This is a genomic window from Exiguobacterium marinum DSM 16307, assembly GCF_000620845.1.
Lineage (GTDB): Bacteria > Bacillota > Bacilli > Exiguobacteriales > Exiguobacteriaceae > Exiguobacterium > Exiguobacterium marinum.
On record NZ_KK211189.1, the window covers coordinates 1912986 to 1934432 of the forward strand.

General features: G+C 48.9%; 20 protein-coding genes. 5 read left to right on the top strand and 15 right to left on the bottom strand.

Going from position 1 to position 21447, the window contains the following annotated elements; all coding sequences use genetic code 11:
• Window positions 1–12: 12 nt before the first annotated feature.
• From nhaC to P400_RS0110235, 14 genes are all read right to left on the bottom strand, one after another.
• Window positions 13–1440, bottom strand: coding sequence for a Na+/H+ antiporter NhaC (nhaC, locus tag P400_RS0110170; protein WP_026826090.1), 1428 nt, complete (start codon window positions 1438–1440; stop codon window positions 13–15).
• Window positions 1441–1576: 136 nt separating this feature from the next.
• Window positions 1577–2665, bottom strand: a complete 1089-nt coding sequence (locus P400_RS0110175; RefSeq protein WP_026826091.1) for an amidohydrolase — start codon at window positions 2663–2665, stop codon at window positions 1577–1579.
• 16 nt (window positions 2666–2681) lie between these two features.
• Entirely contained in the window at window positions 2682–3026 is a 345-nt protein-coding gene (locus P400_RS0110180; protein WP_026826092.1) for a DoxX family protein, read from the bottom strand.
• Window positions 3027–3082: 56 nt separating this feature from the next.
• The gene (locus P400_RS0110185) at window positions 3083–4348 is read right to left on the bottom strand and encodes a S1C family serine protease (protein WP_026826093.1); all 1266 of its coding nucleotides are present in this window, start codon (window positions 4346–4348) and stop codon (window positions 3083–3085) included.
• Window positions 4349–4459: 111 nt separating this feature from the next.
• The gene (locus P400_RS0110190) at window positions 4460–5278 is read right to left on the bottom strand and encodes a fumarylacetoacetate hydrolase family protein (RefSeq protein WP_026826094.1); all 819 of its coding nucleotides are present in this window, start codon (window positions 5276–5278) and stop codon (window positions 4460–4462) included.
• 54 nt (window positions 5279–5332) lie between these two features.
• The gene (gene nrdG, locus P400_RS0110195) at window positions 5333–5788 is read right to left on the bottom strand and encodes an anaerobic ribonucleoside-triphosphate reductase activating protein (protein ID WP_026826095.1); all 456 of its coding nucleotides are present in this window, start codon (window positions 5786–5788) and stop codon (window positions 5333–5335) included.
• Entirely contained in the window at window positions 5766–7616 is a 1851-nt protein-coding gene (locus P400_RS0110200) for an anaerobic ribonucleoside triphosphate reductase (protein WP_026826096.1), read from the bottom strand. Before P400_RS0110200 ends, nrdG begins: the two co-directional genes overlap by 23 nt.
• Window positions 7617–7807: 191 nt before the next feature.
• A complete protein-coding gene (locus P400_RS15160; RefSeq protein WP_034771482.1) occupies window positions 7808–8638 on the bottom strand; it encodes a formate/nitrite transporter family protein in 831 nt (276 codons plus the stop codon).
• A gap of 504 nt (window positions 8639–9142) precedes the next feature.
• Window positions 9143–9787: a 50S ribosomal protein L25/general stress protein Ctc gene (locus tag P400_RS0110210; RefSeq protein ID WP_026826097.1), complete on the bottom strand. Its 645-nt coding sequence runs from the start codon at window positions 9785–9787 to the stop codon at window positions 9143–9145.
• Window positions 9788–9952: 165 nt separating this feature from the next.
• Window positions 9953–11770, bottom strand: coding sequence for a DNA mismatch repair endonuclease MutL (gene mutL, locus P400_RS0110215; protein ID WP_026826098.1), 1818 nt, complete (start codon window positions 11768–11770; stop codon window positions 9953–9955).
• A 4-nt stretch (window positions 11771–11774) separates the two neighbouring features.
• Window positions 11775–14303, bottom strand: coding sequence for a DNA mismatch repair protein MutS (gene mutS / locus P400_RS0110220; RefSeq protein WP_026826099.1), 2529 nt, complete (start codon window positions 14301–14303; stop codon window positions 11775–11777).
• A gap of 53 nt (window positions 14304–14356) precedes the next feature.
• Window positions 14357–14788, bottom strand: coding sequence for a RicAFT regulatory complex protein RicA family protein (locus tag P400_RS0110225; protein WP_012726155.1), 432 nt, complete (start codon window positions 14786–14788; stop codon window positions 14357–14359).
• Between the two features lie 100 nt (window positions 14789–14888).
• On the bottom strand, window positions 14889–15305 hold the full coding sequence (locus tag P400_RS0110230) for a GNAT family N-acetyltransferase (RefSeq protein ID WP_026826100.1): 417 nt from the start codon (window positions 15303–15305) through the stop codon (window positions 14889–14891).
• Between the two features lie 11 nt (window positions 15306–15316).
• Window positions 15317–16783 carry a phytoene desaturase family protein gene (locus tag P400_RS0110235; RefSeq protein WP_051545978.1) on the bottom strand — a complete coding sequence of 489 codons (1467 nt, stop codon included), beginning with the start codon at window positions 16781–16783 and terminating at the stop codon, window positions 15317–15319.
• A 137-nt stretch (window positions 16784–16920) separates the two neighbouring features.
• Between P400_RS0110235 and P400_RS0110240 the strand changes: the two genes are divergently transcribed.
• The 4 genes from P400_RS0110240 (at window position 16921) to P400_RS0110255 (ending at window position 19856) form a co-directional block, all read left to right on the top strand.
• Window positions 16921–17427 carry a hypothetical protein gene (locus P400_RS0110240; protein WP_026826102.1) on the top strand — a complete coding sequence of 169 codons (507 nt, stop codon included), beginning with the start codon at window positions 16921–16923 and terminating at the stop codon, window positions 17425–17427.
• Window positions 17428–17460: 33 nt separating this feature from the next.
• Window positions 17461–17964, top strand: a complete 504-nt coding sequence (locus P400_RS0110245; protein ID WP_026826103.1) for a DNA topology modulation protein — start codon at window positions 17461–17463, stop codon at window positions 17962–17964.
• 114 nt (window positions 17965–18078) lie between these two features.
• Entirely contained in the window at window positions 18079–18846 is a 768-nt protein-coding gene (locus P400_RS0110250) for a transporter substrate-binding domain-containing protein (protein WP_026826104.1), read from the top strand.
• Complete coding sequence (locus P400_RS0110255; RefSeq protein WP_026826105.1) at window positions 18843–19856, top strand: pyridoxal phosphate-dependent aminotransferase; 1014 nt, start codon at window positions 18843–18845, stop codon at window positions 19854–19856. The genes P400_RS0110250 and P400_RS0110255 overlap by 4 nt, the downstream gene beginning before the upstream one ends.
• Before the next feature lie 22 nt (window positions 19857–19878).
• Here P400_RS0110255 and P400_RS0110260 read toward each other — a convergent pair whose 3' ends face one another.
• Window positions 19879–20433, bottom strand: coding sequence for a maltose acetyltransferase domain-containing protein (locus tag P400_RS0110260; RefSeq protein ID WP_026826106.1), 555 nt, complete (start codon window positions 20431–20433; stop codon window positions 19879–19881).
• An 86-nt stretch (window positions 20434–20519) separates the two neighbouring features.
• Between P400_RS0110260 and P400_RS0110265 the strand changes: the two genes are divergently transcribed.
• Window positions 20520–21443 carry a DUF7916 family protein gene (locus tag P400_RS0110265; RefSeq protein WP_026826107.1) on the top strand — a complete coding sequence of 308 codons (924 nt, stop codon included), beginning with the start codon at window positions 20520–20522 and terminating at the stop codon, window positions 21441–21443.
• The last annotated feature ends 4 nt before the right edge of the window (window positions 21444–21447 follow it).

Sequence of the window (21447 nt, forward strand, 5' to 3'; positions counted from 1 at the left end):
CCGGGAATTGTTTTATTGTGCCGCCTGTTCCGCGACAGGTTCTTCTTGTTGAATGACCGCCATGCGTTCAATCGTATATCCTGTGAAGGCATACAAAATCGAAATGACCGGTACGATGAAGTTTAAGACGGCGTATGGCGCATATTCGAACGCTCCGACACCGAGCGTCCCAAGTATGAATACCCCGCACGTGTTCCACGGAATAAATACCGACGTCAATGTTCCACCGTCCTCGAGTGCACGAGATAAATTCTTCGATTGAAGTCCCATTTTCTCATAAGCCCCGGCAAACATGCGTGACGGGACGACGATGGAGATGTACTGCTCGGAACACGTCGCATTCGTCGCAATCCCGGCTAGAATCGTTGAAGCGATCAACGATCCTGCCGTTTTCGCCAACTTCAAGATTTGGTTCATAATGGATTGTAACATTCCCGAATATTCTAAAATCCCCCCGAACGTCATCGCGACGATGGTCATCGAGACCGTGTACATCATCGCATCAAGACCACCTCGGCTGAAGAGGTTATCGACCAATTCATTACCCGTATCAATGACATAGCCACTTTGTAGAGCGCCTACGCTGTCAGCAAGCGTTCCGCCTTGGATGAACACTTGAGCCAAGAAACCGAGTGCAATCCCGACGACGAGCGCCGGAATCGCTGGCACCTTCTTTGCAACGAGCAAAATGACAGCTAGTGGGACGATGAGTAACCATGGTGAGATGACAAAACTGTCCTCTAAAATCGTTAGTGTCTGTGTGATTTCGGACGAGTCTGTCGTCGAATCCGCAAATCGTCTACCGAGCCATGCGTAGACCCCTAGCGCGATGATGAGTCCTGGAATCGTCGTATATAACATGTGCCGAATATGTACGAATAAATTAGTATGAGTCAAGCCGGCCGCCAAGTTTGTTGTGTCTGACAATGGTGACATCTTGTCCCCAAAATATGCACCCGAGATGACAGCCCCCGCTACCATCGGCGCTGGTATCCCCATACTCAGCCCGATGCCCATCCCCGCTACTCCAATCGTCCCCATCGTCGACCATGAGCTCCCGATCGAAAGGGCGACGACCGCACAGATGAGGCAAATCGTTAACAAAAAGTATGCCGGTGAGATGATCTTCAGTCCGAAATAAATCATCGTTGCGACAATCCCTCCACCAATCCATGCTCCAATCGTCAACCCGACGAGAATGATGATGACGACTGCCGGCAAGGCGAGACGAATTCCTTTATACATCATCTCTTCAATCTCTTTCCACTTAAACCCGTGACGCCAGGCGACGATCGAGGCGACTGCCGTCCCAACGATGAGCGGGATATGTGGTCCTTGACCGAGTTGGACGATTGAGATGAGCATGACGACAATCATCACACTGAGTGGCAACAGTGCCCATCCTAGTTTCATGTCTTTTTTGTTCCCCATTGTTTCCATCTAGCTTCCTCCCTTTGTAGCGAAAATTCAGAATTGTCGTTATATTGTCGCTAATAACGTTATGATAGCGCTTACAATTATTTGATGCAATAAAAAAATGAGTGGACAGACATCTGTCTATACCACTCATCCTGATTTATGTCGCTGCAATCCGGAGTGCATCCGCGAGCAAGCGTGCCCCGTCTTCCAAGGCATCACGGTCAAACGTCATGTGCGGATGGTGGAGACCTGGATCTAAATCAGCCCCGATTCCAATCATCGTCGCATCAAGTGACGGTTTCTCGACGGTATAAAAATGAAAATCATCGCTTCCTGACGTGACGATCCGTTCGACGAGAGCCGACTTACCAAATCGTTCCTCGATCGCTCGCTTGGCAATTTGGCTAGATTCTTCCCCGACGACGGCTCCCGGTGTGAAGTCTTGCCACTCCCATTCTAGTTTCACGTGATGAAGTTGAGCGACATGGTGAAGCATGTCCTCGACACGATTTCGCAAAGCGAGCAATTCTTCATTTTGTTGAGCACGAACGTCAATCGAGAACGTCGCATTTCCTGGAATGATGTTCATGTTGTCACTCCCGGCATGGACTTTCGTCAACTTGACCGAATGTGGCTCAAACGGAGATAAATAAATGCTTTTTAGCATGTGTTGAATCGTAAAGATGACATCGAGTGCGTTCTGACCTTGATGCGGTCTCGCACCATGAGCATCATCTCCAAGCACTTCTCCCTTCAGGAAGAAGGCAGCCCCATGTTGAATCGCTGCCGCGTATTGTCCCTTTTTCAACTCTTCTATTGGACGCAAATGAATCCCGAACAGTTGCGTCACATCTTCTAACGCACCGCGTTCAATCATAGCGAGTGACCCGTTTCCTTGTTCCTCAGCTGGTTGGAAGATGAAGCGGATTCGCTTCTGTAACGCCTCGTCTTTCAACTGTTCGAGGGCACCGAGCACCATACTGATGTTCGCATCGTGCCCACATGAATGGTTCGCTCGAAACGTACCGTCCACTTGTTGCCATAACGCATCGATATCCGCTCGGACTGCGATCACGTCTTCACCCGAACCAATCTCTACAATCACCCCGGTCACATCCTCAAACGTCCGATGGGGAATCGACCAGTCCGATAAAATTGAAGCAATCGTACGCGTCGTCTCAACTTCTTTCCAACTGACTTCTGGATGTGCATGAAAATGTTCAAACCATTTCAATACGCTTGTCATATGTATCTCCACACCTTTATATTTTTTTGACGCCTTTGATAAGTACCCATTGAAGCGGGAGTCGCCCCAACGTGATCCATTTCGGAATGACCTTCCCACCGATTCTAGAAGGTTTCACCGCCATGTTGATATTGGCCGGGAAGACGGCGATAAAGAACGCTGGCAACGTCCTTTTTACGAACGAGGTCCCCTTGTTCAGTAAGAGCATCGCTCCGAAGACGACCTCAACGACTCCGCTCAGTTGCACCATTAACCGACGAAACGGCCATGACTTCGGAATAATCGACATGAACGCCTTCTCTCTGACAAAATGTAAAATTCCTGCCCCGAAGAGTAGCACCCCATATAAGTTTCGTACCATATCTCATCCTCCTTTTGTATAAGCATAGCAAAAAAGGCGGGCATGTTGCCCACCTTTTACAATGCAGAACCGTTCGCATTTTGAATTTCGACTTGAACCGTCTCTGTTTTTCCATCACGGACATATTCGATGTCGACCGTTCCGTCCGTATCGCGAATCAATTCGCTGCGAAGGTCGATGAAGGAACTAACGTCTTTGTCATTGATTTTCACGATGACATCACGTGCCTCGAGACCCGCTTTCGCAGCCGAACTATTTTGCTGCACTTCCACAATGATCGTTCCAGCTGTGACCGATTCAGGTAAGTTGATTTGTTCCGTCAAGTAACCTGGAGGGAACTCTGACACGTCACGAAGTGAGACGCCGAGTGAAGGATGATTCACTTCTCCCGTCTGTTCGATTTGATTGATGAGCGGAAGGGCGATGTCGACCGGGATTGAGAATCCGACCCCTTCGACTTCTGCCGTCGCAATCTTCATCGAGTTGATTCCGACGAGTTGTCCTTCTTCGTTGATTAACGCACCACCTGAGTTACCTGGGTTGATGGCCGCATCCGTTTGAATGACCTCGGCGTTGAAATCGGCCTGTCCGTTCTCATCCGTATCGACCGGTACGAGACGTGACGTCGAGGAGACGACACCGCGCGTCACGGAGTTTTCGAATTGTCCGAGCGGATTCCCGATGGCGATGACCGTTTGACCCGGTTTTAACTCGCTCGATTTGCCGATTGAGATGACGGCCGGTACTTTGTCAGCGTCTACTTTCAATACGGCCAAGTCATACGTCGCGTCACTTCCCATGAGTGTCGCTTCCGCAGTCGTTCCGTCATTAAACGTGACCGTCAGCTTGTCCGCTCCATTGACGACGTGGTGGTTCGTCGCGATATATGCCGAGTCACCTTCTTTTTTATAGATGACACCCGACCCGACTCCAGCCTCGACGGCTTCACTTGAGAATCCGGTTTGGGCGAAGTTGTTCACGGTCACGACGGCAGGTTGAGCGGTCGCGACGGCATTAGTGACTGAAGAATCAGACACGTTCGATGACGTTTGGACCGGAGTCCCTTGCGAGGTCACGTTCGTGTCACTGACACTCGTTGCAGGTTGGTCGATAAACGGGTAAGCAATTGCGCCCGTCAGCAATGCCCCGATGACCCCGCCCACAAGTCCTGGGAACATGCGGCTGACGAATGACGGTTTTGTTTGTGTTCGTACCATTGTCTCTTCTCGGTTGGATGAACCGAGTTCTGTATCTAACCAATCTTTTTGTTGTTCTGATTCATGTAATTGATCGCGTTCATTTGATTGATCGTGACGATCCATAATGATTCATCTCCTCTGTGTTATCTTCTACCCTTACTATAACGAAGAGGAACACTCATTTATAAAATGATAAATGAATTACAAGATTCTTCACATTTTGCGTCATTTCATTCAGACAATCACATTTCTTAACGTACCGAGACCTTCAATCGCCACTTCGACGGTGTCTCCCGTTTGAAGATACGTCGGTGGCATCATCCCATGCCCGACCCCGGCAGGCGTACCCGTCGCGATGATGTCACCCGCTTCGAGCGTCATGCCTTTCGACAATGTACGAATGAGCTCGTCAATCGGACGAATCATATCGGCTGTCGTCCCGTTTTGACGCGTCTCCCCGTTAACACTTGTTTTGATTTGGAGAGGGAACTGGAGCTCGTCCGGTGTCACGATGAATGGTCCCATCGGACAAAACGTATCGAACGACTTACCACGGAAGAATTGGACATGTTCTTTTTGTACGTCCCGTGCCGTCACGTCATTTAAAATCGTGTACCCGAAAATGTGTTCCTCGACCGCTTCGATGTCTCGTCCCGACTTTCCGATGATGACGGCGAGCTCACCCTCATAGTCTAGTTTATCCGTCAATTCCGGATGACGCTCAATGACAGCCTCCGGACCGACGACCGAGGTCGGCGCTTTCGTGAAGATGACGAGTTTCCCCGCTCCCGCTGTATCCATCTCTTTCACGTGTTCTTCGTAGTTCTTGCCGATACAAATCACATTTTTTAGCGGACGGTACGGGGCGAGCAATTTCACCTCCGTCACTCGGTATGAGGGCGCCACGTCCAAATCGATATCCGGTTCGAATTCACGCGCGATGACTTCGAGTAAGTTTGTCGTATGTACTTGATTGCTGACATCGTAGACGAAATCACCCTCGACAATTCCCACTCGTTGTTCTTCCTGCATCTCAAAACTACACCATTTCATCAATACTCCCCCTTTTTCATCATTATACAAAAAATCGAGACATCTCTGCCTCGATTACACTTTATTCAAAAAGATGATCCGTTGATTACTCGATCCCCGAAAGCGGAGTCCCATGTCTCGTAGCGACTGCTCAAAGCGACCGTCAACGAGCACATCGGCGTAGTCTAACACGGTTTGAACCGCTTCGTCGTGCATCGCTTCCAACTGTTCAAGCGTATAACCGGTATACACCCACACATTTTTACCGAGCGACTTACATGCCATGACGAGTTCCGCTAGCGCTGACGATTGAAGAAACGGTTCACCCCCTGAGACAGTCACACCGTCCCAGCCGCTCACCTTGATGCGTTGAACGAGTTCCTCCACTTCGACTTCCTCACCACCGGCTGGATTCCAGGAAGACGGATTGTGACAACCTTTACAGCGATGGGGACAGCCTGCAGTAAAAATGACCGTCCGAATCCCCGGTCCATCGACCACAGACTCTTCAACGACGGATAGAATGCGCATCATGTTTCACCCTCGCTCGTTCTTCTTCTCGCTTTGCCGTGTTCCAGCGATCCATCGTCCCGACTAAATAACCGGTGATCCGACGGATTCGTTCGATGTCTTCATCCTCGCCACAAGTCGGACAGGCCGCATCAATCAATCCTTCTAACCCGCAATTCCCGCAACGGTCGACCGGATGATTGATGGAACCATAGCCGATGTCATGCTGACGCATCAGGCGGACAATCGATTCCACCGCTTCCGCATTGTGGGCGAGAGAACCATCGACCTCGACATATGAGATATGCCCAGCGTCACATAACGCATGATACGGTGCCTCGATCCGAACTTTCTCACGGATGGATACAGACTGATAAACCGGCACATGGAACGAATTCGTATAGAAGGCACGATTGGTGACACCTTCAATCATCCCGAACTCTTCCTGGTCTCGCGTCACAAATTTACCTGACAGCCCTTCTGCCGGTGTCGCAAGCAACGAAAAATTTAAATCGTGCGCTTCGGCTGCCACACGCATTCGATTGGCTAGATGGGTGACGATGTCGAGACCGATTCGTTCCGCCTCACGCGACTCGGCATGTGTACTACCTGTCAACACCTTCAGCGTTTCGGCGAGCCCGATGAAGCCGAGTGAGAGCGTTCCTTGTTTCAATACGTCTCGGACTTCATCTTGCATATGTAACTGCTCACTTCCACGCCAGACACCTTGTGTGTAGAGGAATCGGAATTCTTCAGCGCGACGCGTGCATTGATAGTCGAAACGTTCGACCAACTGTTCGATGCCGATGTCGATATATCGGTTGAGAATGCGGTAAAAGTCAGTGAGCGACTCCGAGACAAGCGCCATTTTCACTAAGTTGAGTGTGGAGAAGGAAAGATTGCCACGTCCGATTGACGTCTCCTCCCCGTGCCGGTTTCCCATGACCCGAGTGCGGCAGCCCATGTACGCCACCTCTGATTCATGCATCCCATCGTAGTATGACGCGTTGAACGGGGCATCGATGAAAGAAAAGTTCGGGAAAAGCCGTTTGCCCGTGACGCGACACGCTTCACGGAAAAGATCGACGTTCGGATCGTCCTCGTGGAAGTTGATGCCTTCTTTTACTTTAAAGATTTGAATGGGAAAAATCGGGGTCTCTCCATTCCCTAACCCACGTTCCGTGGCACGTAGCAACTCCCGAATGAGGATGCGTCCCCACTTTGAGGTGTCCGTCCCGTAATTGATTGAGACGAAGGGCACTTGCCCGCCACCTCGTGAGTGCATCGAGTTCGCATTGTGAATAAACGCCTCACACGCCTGATACGTCGCAGAGATCGTTTCTTCTTCCGCGAGTTGCTCCAATTGCGCATCGTCCCAGTCAACAGGCAATGATTGGAGTCGGCTCAGTTGGCGCTCATATGTCTTCTCGACATACGGTGCCAAATCGACGTCAAACATCGGGAACGCCTGTCCCCCATGCTGCATATTTTGATTCGCTTGAAGGATGATGGACGCGAGTGCCATGGCGGAACGAATGTCTTTTGGTGACCGAATCGTTCCATGCCCCGTATGGAATCCATATTTTAATAATTGACCGAGTGGAATTTGACAACATGTCGTTGAGCCTGTGATGTAATAGTCGGCGTCGTGCACGTATAGATAGTTCTCACTTACGGCCTGTTTTGATCGCTCCGACATTAAATACGTCTGCGACAGTTCTTTAGACACTTCTGAAGAGAGTCGTGCTAATTTCCCGAGCGGGGACTTTCCGTCCACGTTCGCATTCTCTTGTACTAAGTCTTGATCTGGTAAGACGCATACGTCCTCATACAACTGCAATAATTTCAAAACCTATCACCTCACTATATATGGATTTTAAACATTTAAAATTGTTTTTAAAATCCTATATATAGATTATGACACGTATTTTTCTCGATGGTCACGAGTCGATATTGTGACAGTTTACCTGTGCCTTTACGACAAAAAAGAGCCTCGTCTTCGATAAGACAAGGCTCAACGTTATATGTGATAAACGTCATTTATTTAGCAGCTTTTACGACTTTTAATTCGACTTCTTCCTCGAGTTCTTGTGCCTCACGGAGACCTTTCGAGTTAAGCCACGTATAGATGGCTCCCATGAAGAGCGCTCCACCGATAATGTTACCGAACGTCGCAGGAATCAAGTTGTGAATCGCACCTGCCATGCTGATCGTCTCAGGGTGTGGGACGACGAGCGTCAAGGCGAACAAGACGAAGTTGGCAATGACGTGGTCGAATCCTGAAGCGAAGAAGACCGCGACAAGGAAGATCATCGAGAAGATTTGAGCGAACTCATTTTTCATTTGTTTCGGTAAGAAAATAGCGAGACAGACCATCCAGTTACAGAAGATGGCGCGGAAGAAAATTTCGACCGTCGTATGATGCATTTTTCCCTCGACGACAGCGAACAACCAGTTGTTCATGCCAAGTTCTTGGATGACGCCAGTCGGTGCTAGTAATAATGCGAAAAGGATGCCCCCGAGTGCGTTTCCGACGAAGCAGAGCAACCAGACGAGCATCGTATCACTGAGCGTCGTATAGCCGCGCAATGTGGACGTCGTGAAATACATCGTATTCCCTGTGAACAACTCGGCTCCCCCATAGATGATCATGACGAGCGCGATCCCGAACGAGAAGCCCCCGATGAGTGTCGTGAACGGAGATTCCGCTAAATACATACCGTTAACGACTTTCAACGTAAAAATTGAAGCAAAGCCGATGAAGATCCCGGCTAACATTGCCCGTAAAAAGTATTCCATTGGACGATAATGAATCATTTGCGAGGAAGCCTGTGCTTTTTTCCGTAATGATTCGAGTGCATGGATTTCCATTGATGCCATGTCACAAACCCTTCTTTCTGAATAATTAAATAGGAAAGTATCAGTTCTAATATGTGAAATCATTAACAATATAAACTGTACAGTCTCTGTTGACAATCACTTCTAGAAGGAATTGACAGAGTGTTCACATCGTAATCGTTTACATATGGCGGATTTGTGACAAACAAAAATGTTAGTGTAATTTGGAATCTGAAAATCGGGTGATGAAAATACTAATAACAACAGAAAGGGTTTTGTTGGAAAATGTTAAAAGCTAAATCTACATTCAATTTTAAGATGTTTTCTCTAAGCTTTATTATTGTAATGATCCTTTCTTTCATTCCTCAAATCGGGATTAAAAGGAAATAATAAAAATGGTTTCGACACCTGAAAATCGGTTGCTCAAAAAATGTTCAGTAAACAGAGCTGCTTCATAAACAGAGGAGCATCGCCCCATCTCGGGACGATGCTCCTCTCAATTGAGTCGTGTCATTATTACAGACACAGACGTAACTTTTATTCTTTATCCTCAGTCGATTCTTCTGTTTCTTCAGAAGATCCTTCTGAAGCTTCCCCTTCAGTTGAAGCTTCTTCCGTCTCTTCTTCCTCAGAAGCAACCGGCTCATTCACTGATGCGATATGCATGTCTGACTCTGAGACAATCGTGTACGATTTGTCTTTCGGAAGGTCTGCTACCGTCACCGAGTCACCGATTTCGAGGTCTGACACGTCGAGTTCGATCCGTTCAGGAATGTTGGCAGGTGTCGCTGCGACCGTCACTTTGTAGAGCGACTGGGCGAGGTATCCGCCTTCTTTGACGCCTTTCGCGTCACCAACAAGGACGATATCCGCTTCGACTTCTGTCTCTTCATCCATCTTCACAGCCATGAACTCGACGTGTTGATAGAAGTTTGTGAACGGGTTCGTTTCCGATCCGTGCACGAGCGTGTTGATTTTGTTTCCATCGTAATGGAGTTCAATCAAGGCGTTGTCACCATGGTCTCGAAGAATTTTACGAAGGTCCATCTCGTCAAACACGATTGGCGTACTGTCTACTTTGTAGCCGTAGACGACACCTAACGCTTTTCCTTCGTTACGCAACTTCGTGCGTAGTGAGCGTGGGCGTAATTCTCGTTTTGATACTTGAAGTTTGTTCGTCATTTTCTTTTCCTCCTACATGGATATACATTTCATGTCGACATCTTGAGGGTGAGGCAGTGAAAAAGCCACCTCTCAACCTCGATGCGTTGCGTGACATGTGTATAGTTTTCCCATGTGGACTGTTGAATAAACGTTACAGCGTATTAAAAAGAAGTAACAAGACGATTACATGACGCGTTTAAACAACTTCTCAAGCTCGTACGTGCTCCACTTCACGAGAATCGGTCGACCGTGAGGACATGTGAAAGGAGACGTTGTTCGGCTTAAATCATCAATCAATTGTCGCATCATCTCCATATTGAGTGGATGATTCGCTTTGATCGATCGTTTACACGCCATGAGAATTGATGCTTCCTCACGATATTTCGCAATGTCAATCGAACGCTGTTGAATCGCCATCTCTACTAAATCACGAATCGTACCTTCTAAGTCATGTTGCGGATACCATGTCGGAATCTCGCGCACGAGGAACGTGTTACCGCCAAACGGTTCTAACGTGATGCCGGCATCCGCTAGGAGCGGGAGTACTTCTTCGATGGCGAGCGTCTCTTCTTGTGTGAATTCTAACGTCAACGGAATCAATAGGAGCTGATACTCTTTTTCCGGACGTCCTAACTGCTCATAGAACAACTCATACTTGATGCGTTCCTGGGCGGCATGTTGGTCCATCACGTACATACCGTCTTCCGCTCCACAGATGATATAACTCGAATGCAGTTGCCCGATTACGTCTAACGCCGGTAAACGTTCGGACTGACGAATAGGTTCATCTGTCTGTTCCGACTGCATTATCTCCATCTCCGGCTCATGAACGAGCGGAGCCGGATTCCACTGGGAAGGAGATGTGGGCGACTCTTTTCGCTCCCGAGGAATCGGATAGTTCCATTCGATGGTGTCTACTTGTTTAGGTTGCGGCTCCATCGAAAAGTCGAGTTTCGACTGTTCAGACGGTGTCTCTCGTTTTGGCGTTGATTCTTGTTTCACAGACGGAATGAGACGTTGCTCACGGAGCGTCAATTGAACGGTCTCTCTGATGAGCTGGCATAGTTCTTTTTCTTTTGACAACCGCACTTCACGTTTCGTCGGATGGACGTTCACGTCAATCAACATCGGGTCCATCTTCACCTCGAGCACAGCAATCGGATAGCGACCGATCGGTAAGAGCGTATGGTAGCCCTCAAGCACACTTTGTGTCAGGGCAAAGTTCTTGATGCTTCGCCCATTTAGAATGAGAGTCACGTATTGTTTGTTCGAACGGGTCACTTCTGGGCGCACGAGATGTGCGCTCAGCGTATAGTCGTTCGTCTTACTCGATGCCGTCACGATTTGTGCGGCGACTTGACGACCATAGATGGCGAGCATGACTTGTTTCAAGTCCCCATTCCCGTTCGTTCGCAACAATTCTTTCTCTTCATGGAAGACCGTGAAGCGAATCTCTGGATGAGACAGTGCCAAACGGTTCAACGTATCGGTAATGCTTGCAAGCTCTGTTGCTGACGTCTTCAAATATTTCAGACGGGCTGGTGTGTTGAAGAAGAGCTGGCTGACCGTAATTTCGGTCCCGACGTTCGTCGCCGCCGGATTCGTCGCCTTGACGACACCACCTTCAAGCGTCATTTCAAAACCGTCCTCGTCCGCACGTTTTGACTTCAATGAGACTTGACTGACCGAAGCAATCGAGGCGAGCGCTTCCCCGCGGAAACCAAGCGTCCGAATACGGAACAAGTCGTGCTCATCCCGGATCTTACTCGTCGCATGTCGCAAGAAGGCTCGCGCCGCATCTTCTTCATGGAATCCATGCCCGTTGTCACGGACTTTGATGAGACGGATCCCCGCTTCTTGTAAGTCGACGTCTACTTTCGTCGCTCCCGCATCAATCGCATTTTCGACTAATTCTTTCACGACGGAAGCCGGTCGTTCGACGACCTCCCCGGCTGCGATTCGGTTCGCGAGTTGTTCCGGTAACTCTCGAATGATTCCCATCGACTCACCCTTTCTTTGCGGTCTGTTGCAGTTCATAAAGTGCCTGCATCGCTTCGATTGGATTCATTGCCAACAAATCGAGTTTAAGCAGTTGTTCCCGTACGGCGTCATTCGACTCGAACAGCGACAACTGGCTGACTTCTTCCACTGGAGGTGGAGCGGGTTGCTCGTTCAAACTCGGTTTCGTTGCTTCCGACTCGAGCTCTGAGAGGATCGTCCGGGCCCGGTCAATCAACGAACCTGGGAGTTCGGCCAATTCTGCCACGTGAATCCCATATGACTTGTCGGCACGTCCCGGATGTACTTCATGCAAGAACACGACACGCCCATCCCGCTCAATCGCCCGGACGTGTATATTCTCGAGTGTCGGAACCGAATCTTCGAGCACCGTCAATTCATGATAGTGCGTCGAGAAGAGTGTCTTCGCGCCGATTGACGAGGCGATATATTCAACGATTGCCTGTGCGAGCGCCATTCCGTCATACGTTGACGTCCCGCGACCAATCTCATCCAATAGAATCAGACTATGGTTTGTCGCCTCGGTGACGGCTTGTCGCGTCTCGGTCATCTCGACCATGAACGTCGACTGTCCGCTCACCAAATCGTCCGCCGCACCGATTCGTGTAAAGATTCGGTCAAAGAGCGGGAGTTCCGCCGCTTCTGCCGGGACGAATGAACCGATTTGATGCAGGATCGCAATCAAGGCAAACTGACGCATGTACGTCGATTTACCGGACATGTTCGGACCCGTGATAAGCAACATTTGACGTGTGTCGTCAAGCGTCAAGTCATTGGCGACATACTCGCCTCTCGGCAGGACCGTCTCAATGACAGGGTGACGTCCGCGTTCGATTTGTACATGCTTCGCTGTAACTGGGCGTACATATTCCCGCTTCTCAGCCACAACGGCAAGAGCGAGGAGCACATCCAACTCGCTGAGTGAACGGGCCAATTGCTGAAGGTCCTTCGTGTACGTCTTCACTTCTTCGCGAAGTGCGACAAACAAGTCATATTCAAGCGTACAGCTCTTCTCTTCCGCTCCTAAGATGAGCGCTTCTTTCTCTTTCAGCTCTGGCGTGATGTAACGTTCCGCGTTCGTCAACGTCTGTTTTCGCTCGTATCGTCCTTCTTCGAGCAACTTCGCATTCGCCTTCGTCACTTCCAAGTAGTAACCGAATACGCGGTTATACCCGACTTTCAACGACTTGATGCCGGTCGCGATGCGTTCCTGTTGTTCGAGGTTGGCGATCCACGATTTCCCGTTCGCTTTTGCCTCTAACAGTTCATTGAGCTCTTCAGAGTAACCGTGACGAATCATCCCACCTTCTCTCGTCGAGATCGGTGGTGAGTCGACAAGGGCAGCCCGAAGCTGATCACTCAACGTCTCGAACGAGTCAAGATTCTGTTCGATTTGCTGTAAGCGATCGGCTTTCACCGTCTGTAAGAGTGACCGGACGGCTGGCATCCGCTCGAGCGTGTCACGTAGTTGGACGAGATCCCGAGCATTCGCCGTCCCGTACCCGACTTTTGCGACAAGGCGTTCGATATCATAGACTCGCTTCAGCTCTTCTTGTAGTTGATCACGCAACATGAAGTCGTCCACTAAGTTCTCGACGGCGTCCTGTCGCTCTTTGATGCCTTGCTCCGTATAAAGGGGCTGTTCGAGCCAACGTTTCAACAACCGACCGCCCATCGCCGTCGTCGTCTCATCAAGGAGTGAAAGGAGTGACCCTTTCCGTTCCCCTGAACGAGCCGAACGGAACAACTCAAGATTTCGGGCCGTATTGGCATCGAGTTGCATGTGTTGTTCAACTTCATAGGCGACAGCCGGTTGCAGGTGGTCAAGTGAACGTTTTTGTGTTTTCGTCAAATAGGCAAACAACAATTCAAATGCCGAGCGTTGCGCATCGTCTTTCGCACCTTGTGCGAGCGGACTATCATGCTTGTCCACTTGAATCGAGAGAGGGATCCCGGTCTGTCGTAATAAATCTGACAGTCGCTCGTCCTCGACGATGACCTCATTCGGGAGCAATCCTTCGATTTCTCGCAAGACGGCCTCTTCTGACGAAAGTGTCGTCAACCATGATTCACCGGTCGTCACGTCACCGCGAGCAATCCCAAAACGTCCCGCGATATTTGAAATGGCGACGAGATAACGGTTCTCTTTCTCGCTAAGTGACGCCATATATGTACCAGGCGTAATCACTTGGATGACTTCCCGATTCACGAGCCCCTTCGTCGCTTTCGGGTCTTCCGTCTGTTCACAGATGGCGACGTTGAATCCTTTTTCAATCAGTTGTTCAATGTAGATGGCCGCCGAATGGTGAGGTACGCCACACATTGGGATCGGGTGTTCGGCCTGCTTCCCATTTTTAGAAGTGAGCGTGAGCTCTAACTCCTTTGCGACAATTTGCGCATCTTCAAAAAACAACTCGTAAAAGTCGCCGAGTCGATAGAATAAAAAGGCGTCCGGATAGTCTGCCTTGATGGAGAAATATTGTTTCATCATTGGTGTTTGATGGACTTCTTGCATGCTGATTCACCTCTAGAAAGTACAACAGCTGACCATCGGCCAGCTGTGTCGTTTTAGTATCCGCAACCGCCGCGTGCTTGTTCAGCCGCCATGCCGCTACCTGTCTTCCCTGCAAGGACGTCTCCGTCCGTCGATTCGATGATGCGATCCGTCACGGAGTTCGCGAGCGTGACCGTCACGTATTGAAGCAAATCGTTCACTTCGACTTGTGTTTCTTGGAATGCTTGAACGACCGGAATCGAGTCGAGTTCTTCCATCGCTTTATCAATCTTTTGCTCGACTTTCGCAAGTGCTTCCGTCTTGCCGTAGTGCTTACAGTTGACCGCTTCTTTTTGTAAGAACTTGATTCGTTTAATCAACGTCTGTACGCGGTCACTTCCGTTTACTTTCGCTTCTGCTTCCTTGAAACGTGCCACTTCTGGTGTTTGTGCTAATACGTCTGCCAATTCTCTTGCTTTTGCAATTACTTGTTGATCGGTCACCATTGTAAACCCCTTTATGTCTATGATGTAATCGTGCTCAATGGCACGTGAATGTTCTTTCTCATTCTAACATGAACGATTCGGAAACGGTACTAGCGGGATTTTAGGATTCACGTAACATATCCACATGTGGAATCCCGTCTTCATTGTTAATTTCACTAGTCCGTTTGAATCCGAACGATGCGTAGAATGGTTCTACATACGTCTGCGCTTGCAGATATAACGTCTCATGATCAAAGTCCTTAATCGCCGCATCCATCAACGTACGGGAATACCCTTTCCCTCGATGCGCCGCTTTCGTGACGACACGCCCGATGGCGACCGGAGATGCTTCCGTCAACACGCGAAGGGCTGAGACGATTTCTCCATCTTCTTCAATCCAATAATGAATGGCCTGTTCATCTTTCCCATCGATTTCTTGATACGGACAGTTTTGTTCGACCACAAAGATCTCAGTCCGTAGCGCCAGTAAACGGTACAGTTCAATCGTTGTCAGTTCATGAAATGCTTTTCTCTTCATCCCTATTCCCCCTAATCAATCGTGGCACCGAGTGCTCGGGCGACGTGTAATCCGCTCGTCATCGCGCCAATCGTCCCCGCTCCCGGAAACACGGTATCTCCACATACGTAAAAATCCTGTAAGTCCGTCCGATAACTCGCCGCGCGAAAGAGCGCCTGTCTTGGGGTCTGCGCATACCCCCCGACTGCCCCATGCGGTCGCTTCGTATACTTCACCCATGCACCTGGTCCACCAGGAAGGAGAAGTGACGATTCACGGTCCCATGCAGGGAACGCAGTTGCGACGACGTCGAGGAGACGATCGGTCCAATCTTGTTCTAGTTTCTCATAGGCTACCCGGTCTTTCCAATGTCGCCATTCCGTTAAATCGATATGTGTAGAGACCGTGATGGTTCGTTCCGGTAGTTCTGTCCGTAACACGTCGTCTGGCGCAGACATGGAGATGAACGCATGCCCACTCGGTAATCGCTCGTGATAAATTTGTTGAAACAGCGGTTTCTGTCGACACACGTCCTCAGGCAAGACGAGATAGAGGCTGAATGTACCCCATTGCGACTGCTTCAATTGTCTCCGATACTGTCGATTGAACCGTCCTCGATCCTTTCCTCTGAGAAGTTCACTCGTCCGCTCAATCGGGATGGCAGACACAACAACGTCGACCAGTTCAAGTCGTCCTCTTCGGTCGGTGACGAGCCATCCATCCGTCACTCGTTCGATGGACTGAACGTCCCTCCCTAATTCCGTCTCGCCACCAAACGTTCGGATGGCGCGCTCTAACGCATGAGCAAGTTGATACAGTCCTCCTTCTACATAATACGCTCCTTCATGATAGACTGATAGCGCCACAGCACCAAGTAAGTGACTCGCGTCTTTCGCTCCTGTCTGTAAACTGTCGAGCAGGACGCCATCGATGAATCGTTCGAACATCGTACCGTTTAGTCCATGACGGGCTAACGTGTCGCCGAGTGGTCGCTGGAGTTTAAGGAGTGCTGTGATTTGATTCGGTCGGAAACCTTTCAGTGCGTAAACCATGTCCGATATCGTGCGAAGCGGAAGAGCAGGCAACTGCTGAAACAATGGTCGAATCTTCTCAAAATCTCCCCACACTTCACGGTAAAACGCATGGATTGCCTGACTGTTCTCAGGGAAGGTACGACTGAGCTCATCGAGGAGACGTTCTCGGTCGCGATAATATGTGATGGTAAGGTCCGAGAGATGAATATTCATTACTTCATCCAATAAAGTGACCTCGACCGCTTCTCCAATCTTCTCGAGAACCCGCTGATGGACCCCTCCCTGCTCAAATCCCATTCCGAGCGTCGCGCCTGCCGGGAACAAGTAGTCACCCCGTTGAAACTTCCCGGCACACCCGCCCCATTCACGTGATGCCTCTAAGACGACTACATCATGCCCTTTCTGCTGCGCGAGCGCAGCTGCTGTCAACCCTGCGACACCTCCACCAATGACTCCGATTTTCATGTACATCCCTCCTCTCTGTATCATACCCGCTCTTTCAAAAAATTGAAGAAATGAATCGGTTTTTAAGATTCCAGCGTTCTTTTGAAGGGAACTGATTCTCTTATGCAGAAATAGTTCACATCTGAAAAGGTAAGGTGATGAAAATGCGCAGTCGTGTCATGGTTTATTTATTGATTCCCATCCTCATTTTTATTGGTATACTGATTACCCCGCCTTCTGAGGAGTCGCTCAAGCTCGCGACGATGACGGTCGTCAGCATTCAGGAAATGATTCCTTATGAAAAAGAGTATACGGCGCAAAAAGTGCTAGAAGAACGAACGATAGACGATAAGTCAGCCATCATCGAAGAATGGCGTCTCGAACGTGGGGCGAGAACATCGTACAGTTATGTGCTCAGACTGAGAGAGTTTGAACACGTGACACAAATCGACGCAGGTGCTGCCAACACGAGATCGGACGGATATTACGCGATGCAGGCGCATAGCCCTATTTTTGAGACGGACAAGCCGGTGTCCACGAACTATCCGATTGTCGTGTTCAATTCGGAACAACGTTTCGTCATCGGACAGATGGACTTTCGGGTGATTTATGAAGAAGATGGACAACTGAAAAAATGGATTGTATTGGAGGATGAGCAAGAATAGATGAGCAACTTACCGATTAATAGCAATATAAACATGAAACGAATCATGATTATCGGTTCAGGCGGTGCGGGAAAATCCACACTCGCCCGCCAGCTCGGTGAACGATTACAACTTGATGTCTATCATTTAGATGCCCTCATGTGGAAACCGGGATGGGTGATGGCATCAAGAGAAGAACGAATCAGTATTCAACAACAACTCGTGAAGAAAGATGAATGGATCATCGATGGAAACTTCGGGAATACGCTTGATTTACGACTGCAGGCAGCGGACACTGTCATTTTAATCGATCTTCCACGCATCGTCTGTATATACCGTGTCCTCAAGCGAGTCGCCCGATATCGTGGTACGACACGACCTGACATGGGTGCATCCTGTGAGGAAAAACTCGATTTTGCCTTCCTTAAATGGGTTTGGAATTTCCCAAACATTCAACGGCTACAGCTGTTGCAACAGATTGAACAGCATCCGACAAAACTCAATTTGATTCATTTGAAATCGCCACGAGCAGTCAAAAACTTGATTCAATCACTTTAAAACGCTTTCATATCGAAAGTGTTTATTCTTTTAAAATTTTGTATATTTATTCTTTACAATTAATAATTATGCATATACACTTAGTCTCATCTACAACAGGGAGGCATTATACATATGAAAAAATGGTTATTAGCATGTTCACTTATGATGAGCGCGGTATTACTCGGTGCATGTAGTCAAGAAACAGAAGGGGAAGCGACAGAACAGAAAACAATCATTATGGGGACGAGTGCCGATTACTTTCCATACGAATTTGTTGATACAGCGAACGGGGATGCAATCGTCGGATTCGATATTGAAATCGCAGAAACGATCACGGAACGTCTCGGCTACGAATTGAAGATTGAAGATATGGACTTCGGTAGCTTACTCGGAGCCTTGAACAGTGGTCGAATCGACTTTGTCATGGCTGGGATGACACCAACAGAAGAGCGGAAAGAAAATGCAGACTTCTCGGACATTTATTTATCCGCGACAAACTTGATTATGACAAAAGACGAGTCCCTTCAGGCGATTGAAGATTTGTCTGGGAAGAAAATCGGTGTTCAAACGGCTTCGATTCAAGAAAACATCGCAAAAGAACAGGCTCCTGACGCTGAACTCGTATCATTGAACAAAATCCCTGAGATTGTTCAAGAGTTGAATACAGGTCGAATCGATGCGATGGTCATCGAAGACACGGTCGCACAAAAATACTTAGACCAAGATGACAACTTCTATACATTCGCTTTGAAAGAGGATGGCGAAAAAGGATCGGCAGCCGCCTTCAAATTAGATGATGAATTACGCGACCAGTTCAATGAAGAGTTGACCAAAATGATGCAGTCTGGTGAAATCGATGAATTGGTGGAAAAATGGTTCTCGATGGAGCCGACTGAATGAGACAAGTCAAGCTACCGATCTATCCCGTCGTTTATCCGACGGGACATCGGTTGAATCAAAATGAAAGTCAGTTCCCTTTACCTGACCGAATCAAAAGCCAGCTTGATTCGTTGACGTATCATGACTTACACGAATATCCGGTCGAACCGATCAATGAGTTGTTCGAACGCTACGCTGCGTATGTCGGTGTGACACCTGAGCAATTGCTCGTCGGTTGTGGGAGTGATGAGATGATTCACGTCGTGACGCAAGCATTGCTCGCACCACATGACATCGTCTTGTCTCCGGCACCTGACTTTTCGATGTATCCAATCTTCACGACCATCGCACACGGTCATCACGTTCAAGCCGTTGATTTATCGTATGAAGGAATGGTAAAGGCGATTGAGACGCATCATCCAAAGCTTCTCCTCCTATCGAATCCGAACAATCCAACCGGAAAGCTGTGGACCGTAGAAGAGTTGACGCATCTCGCCTCACTCGTGCCTTACCTTGTGGTGGATGAGGCGTATATGGACTTCACACCGGATGCTAGCATCATCCCCTTGATCGCGAAGCATCCGAATCTCATCGTCCTTCGCACGATGTCAAAAGCGTTCGGATTGGCAAACGTACGAATCGGATTCATGGTGACAAACACAAAACTCGCACATTACTTCCGTCAATTCATCCCACCGTTTAACATTAGCGGAGTAAGTGCGAAGATTTGCAACATATTCTTAAAAGATGCGACTTTTCTTCAAGAAACAATTGAATGGCATAAAGAGATGCGGCAGAAATGGATGGTAGCTTTAGAATCCATCGGTCAGGTCCTCGTCGCCTCGACAAACTTCTTGTACGTCGAGTTAGAGCAGCCTGAAGCAGTATGGTCCCATTTGACTGCCTTGAACGTACACACGTCGAAACAACCGACGGGCATTCGGGTGACTATCGGTGATGAGACGGCACTCCAGCTTACACAAGAAGCGATTCATCAGTACGTTGAATCCATGAACGTCAAAAACTCCTGAACCTCGTGTTTAGGAGTTTTTGTCAGTCGATCGTCTTAATCACACGCGCCGGATTTCCTCCGACGACCGTCCGAGGCGGTACATCTTTTGTGACGACCGCACCGGATGCGACGATAGCCTCATCCCCAATCGTCACACCCGGGTTGATGATGGCCCCGCCACCGATCCATACGCGTTCCCCGATGGTCACCGGTTTTCCGAATTCATACCCAGAGATTCGCTCAATCGGATCAATGGGGTGTGTCGCCGTATAAATATGTACACCCGGTGCGAGCATGCAGTCATCCCCAAACGTGATGGGACAGATGTCTAGAAAGACACAATCAAAGTTCGCATAGAACCGCTCTCCCAAGTGAATATTGTACCCGTAATCACATTTGAAGTTCGGTTCGATGTAATACGACTCTTTCGTTGAACCAAGTAATGCGCTAAGAATTTCTTTTCGCTCTTCCAAGTCATCGATTCCTGAACGATTGAATCGCTCGGTTAATCGCCGAGCATGTTTCCTGTCGGCGACGAGCGTCTCATCACCAGCTAAATATAATTCGCCACGAATCATCTTTTCTTTTTCCGTCATTTTCATCCCTCCTCAATGAATAGTATAGAGGATTTTCAAATCATTTAGGGAATAGAGAGAGTGATGAGCAGAAGGAGGCAGATGTGATGAAACGAATATTAGACTGTCGGGCAAGTGATTTTATCACGTTTAATCGTCAAGATTTAGTCGAATCAATTCGAAAAGCGGAGGGACGGACGGTCATGGCCGAGGTCATTCCGACGGTGCAGCCGCTTTACCCGGAAGTAACGAACGCAGAACTGGCGCGAGCGTTCGGTGCCGATTTGATTTTATTGAACATGTTGGATGTGTTCCATCCTTATATTAAAGGACTTGAAAGTCATGCGTTGTTCGGCGAGATGCCAGGTGATGAGATGAGCGATCATCCGATTCTTGAATTAAAACGACTGATCGGATTGCCAATTGGAGTGAACTTGGAACCTGTCGATTTTTCAGAGAAGTCGTCTGAGATGAATGAAGTGAAACGAGGCAGACTCGCCTCAATCGAAGCGTTCCAAAAAGCATCTGAGCTTGGAATCGATTTCGTCTGTCTGACAGGTAACCCGAATACCGGGGTCACAAATGAAGCAATCGAACAAGCGATCATTCAGGCGCGTCGTGAATTCGCTGGGGTCATCATTGCCGGAAAGATGCATCAGGCCGGTGCCGGCAATGTGTTGGACCGCGACGCATATATCCGCTTCGTCGAAGCTGGCGCAGACATCATCCTACTACCGGCGCCAGGCACGGTACCTGGCGTCCGTGAAGAGGCGTTCCACGAACTTGTACAAGAGCTACAAGCGCTCGGGGCACTCACTCTAGCAGCCATCGGAACGTCTCAAGAAGGGGCTGATGTCGCGACCGTTCGGGACATCGCACTCTCTTCGAAGCGCGGCGGTGCGGACATCGTTCATATCGGTGACGCCGGATTGTCTGGGATTGCCGTACCAGAGAACATTCAGGCACTTTCGATTGCCATTCGTGGAAGACGCCATACATACATTCGCATGGCCGCTTCGGTCAATCGATAACTCA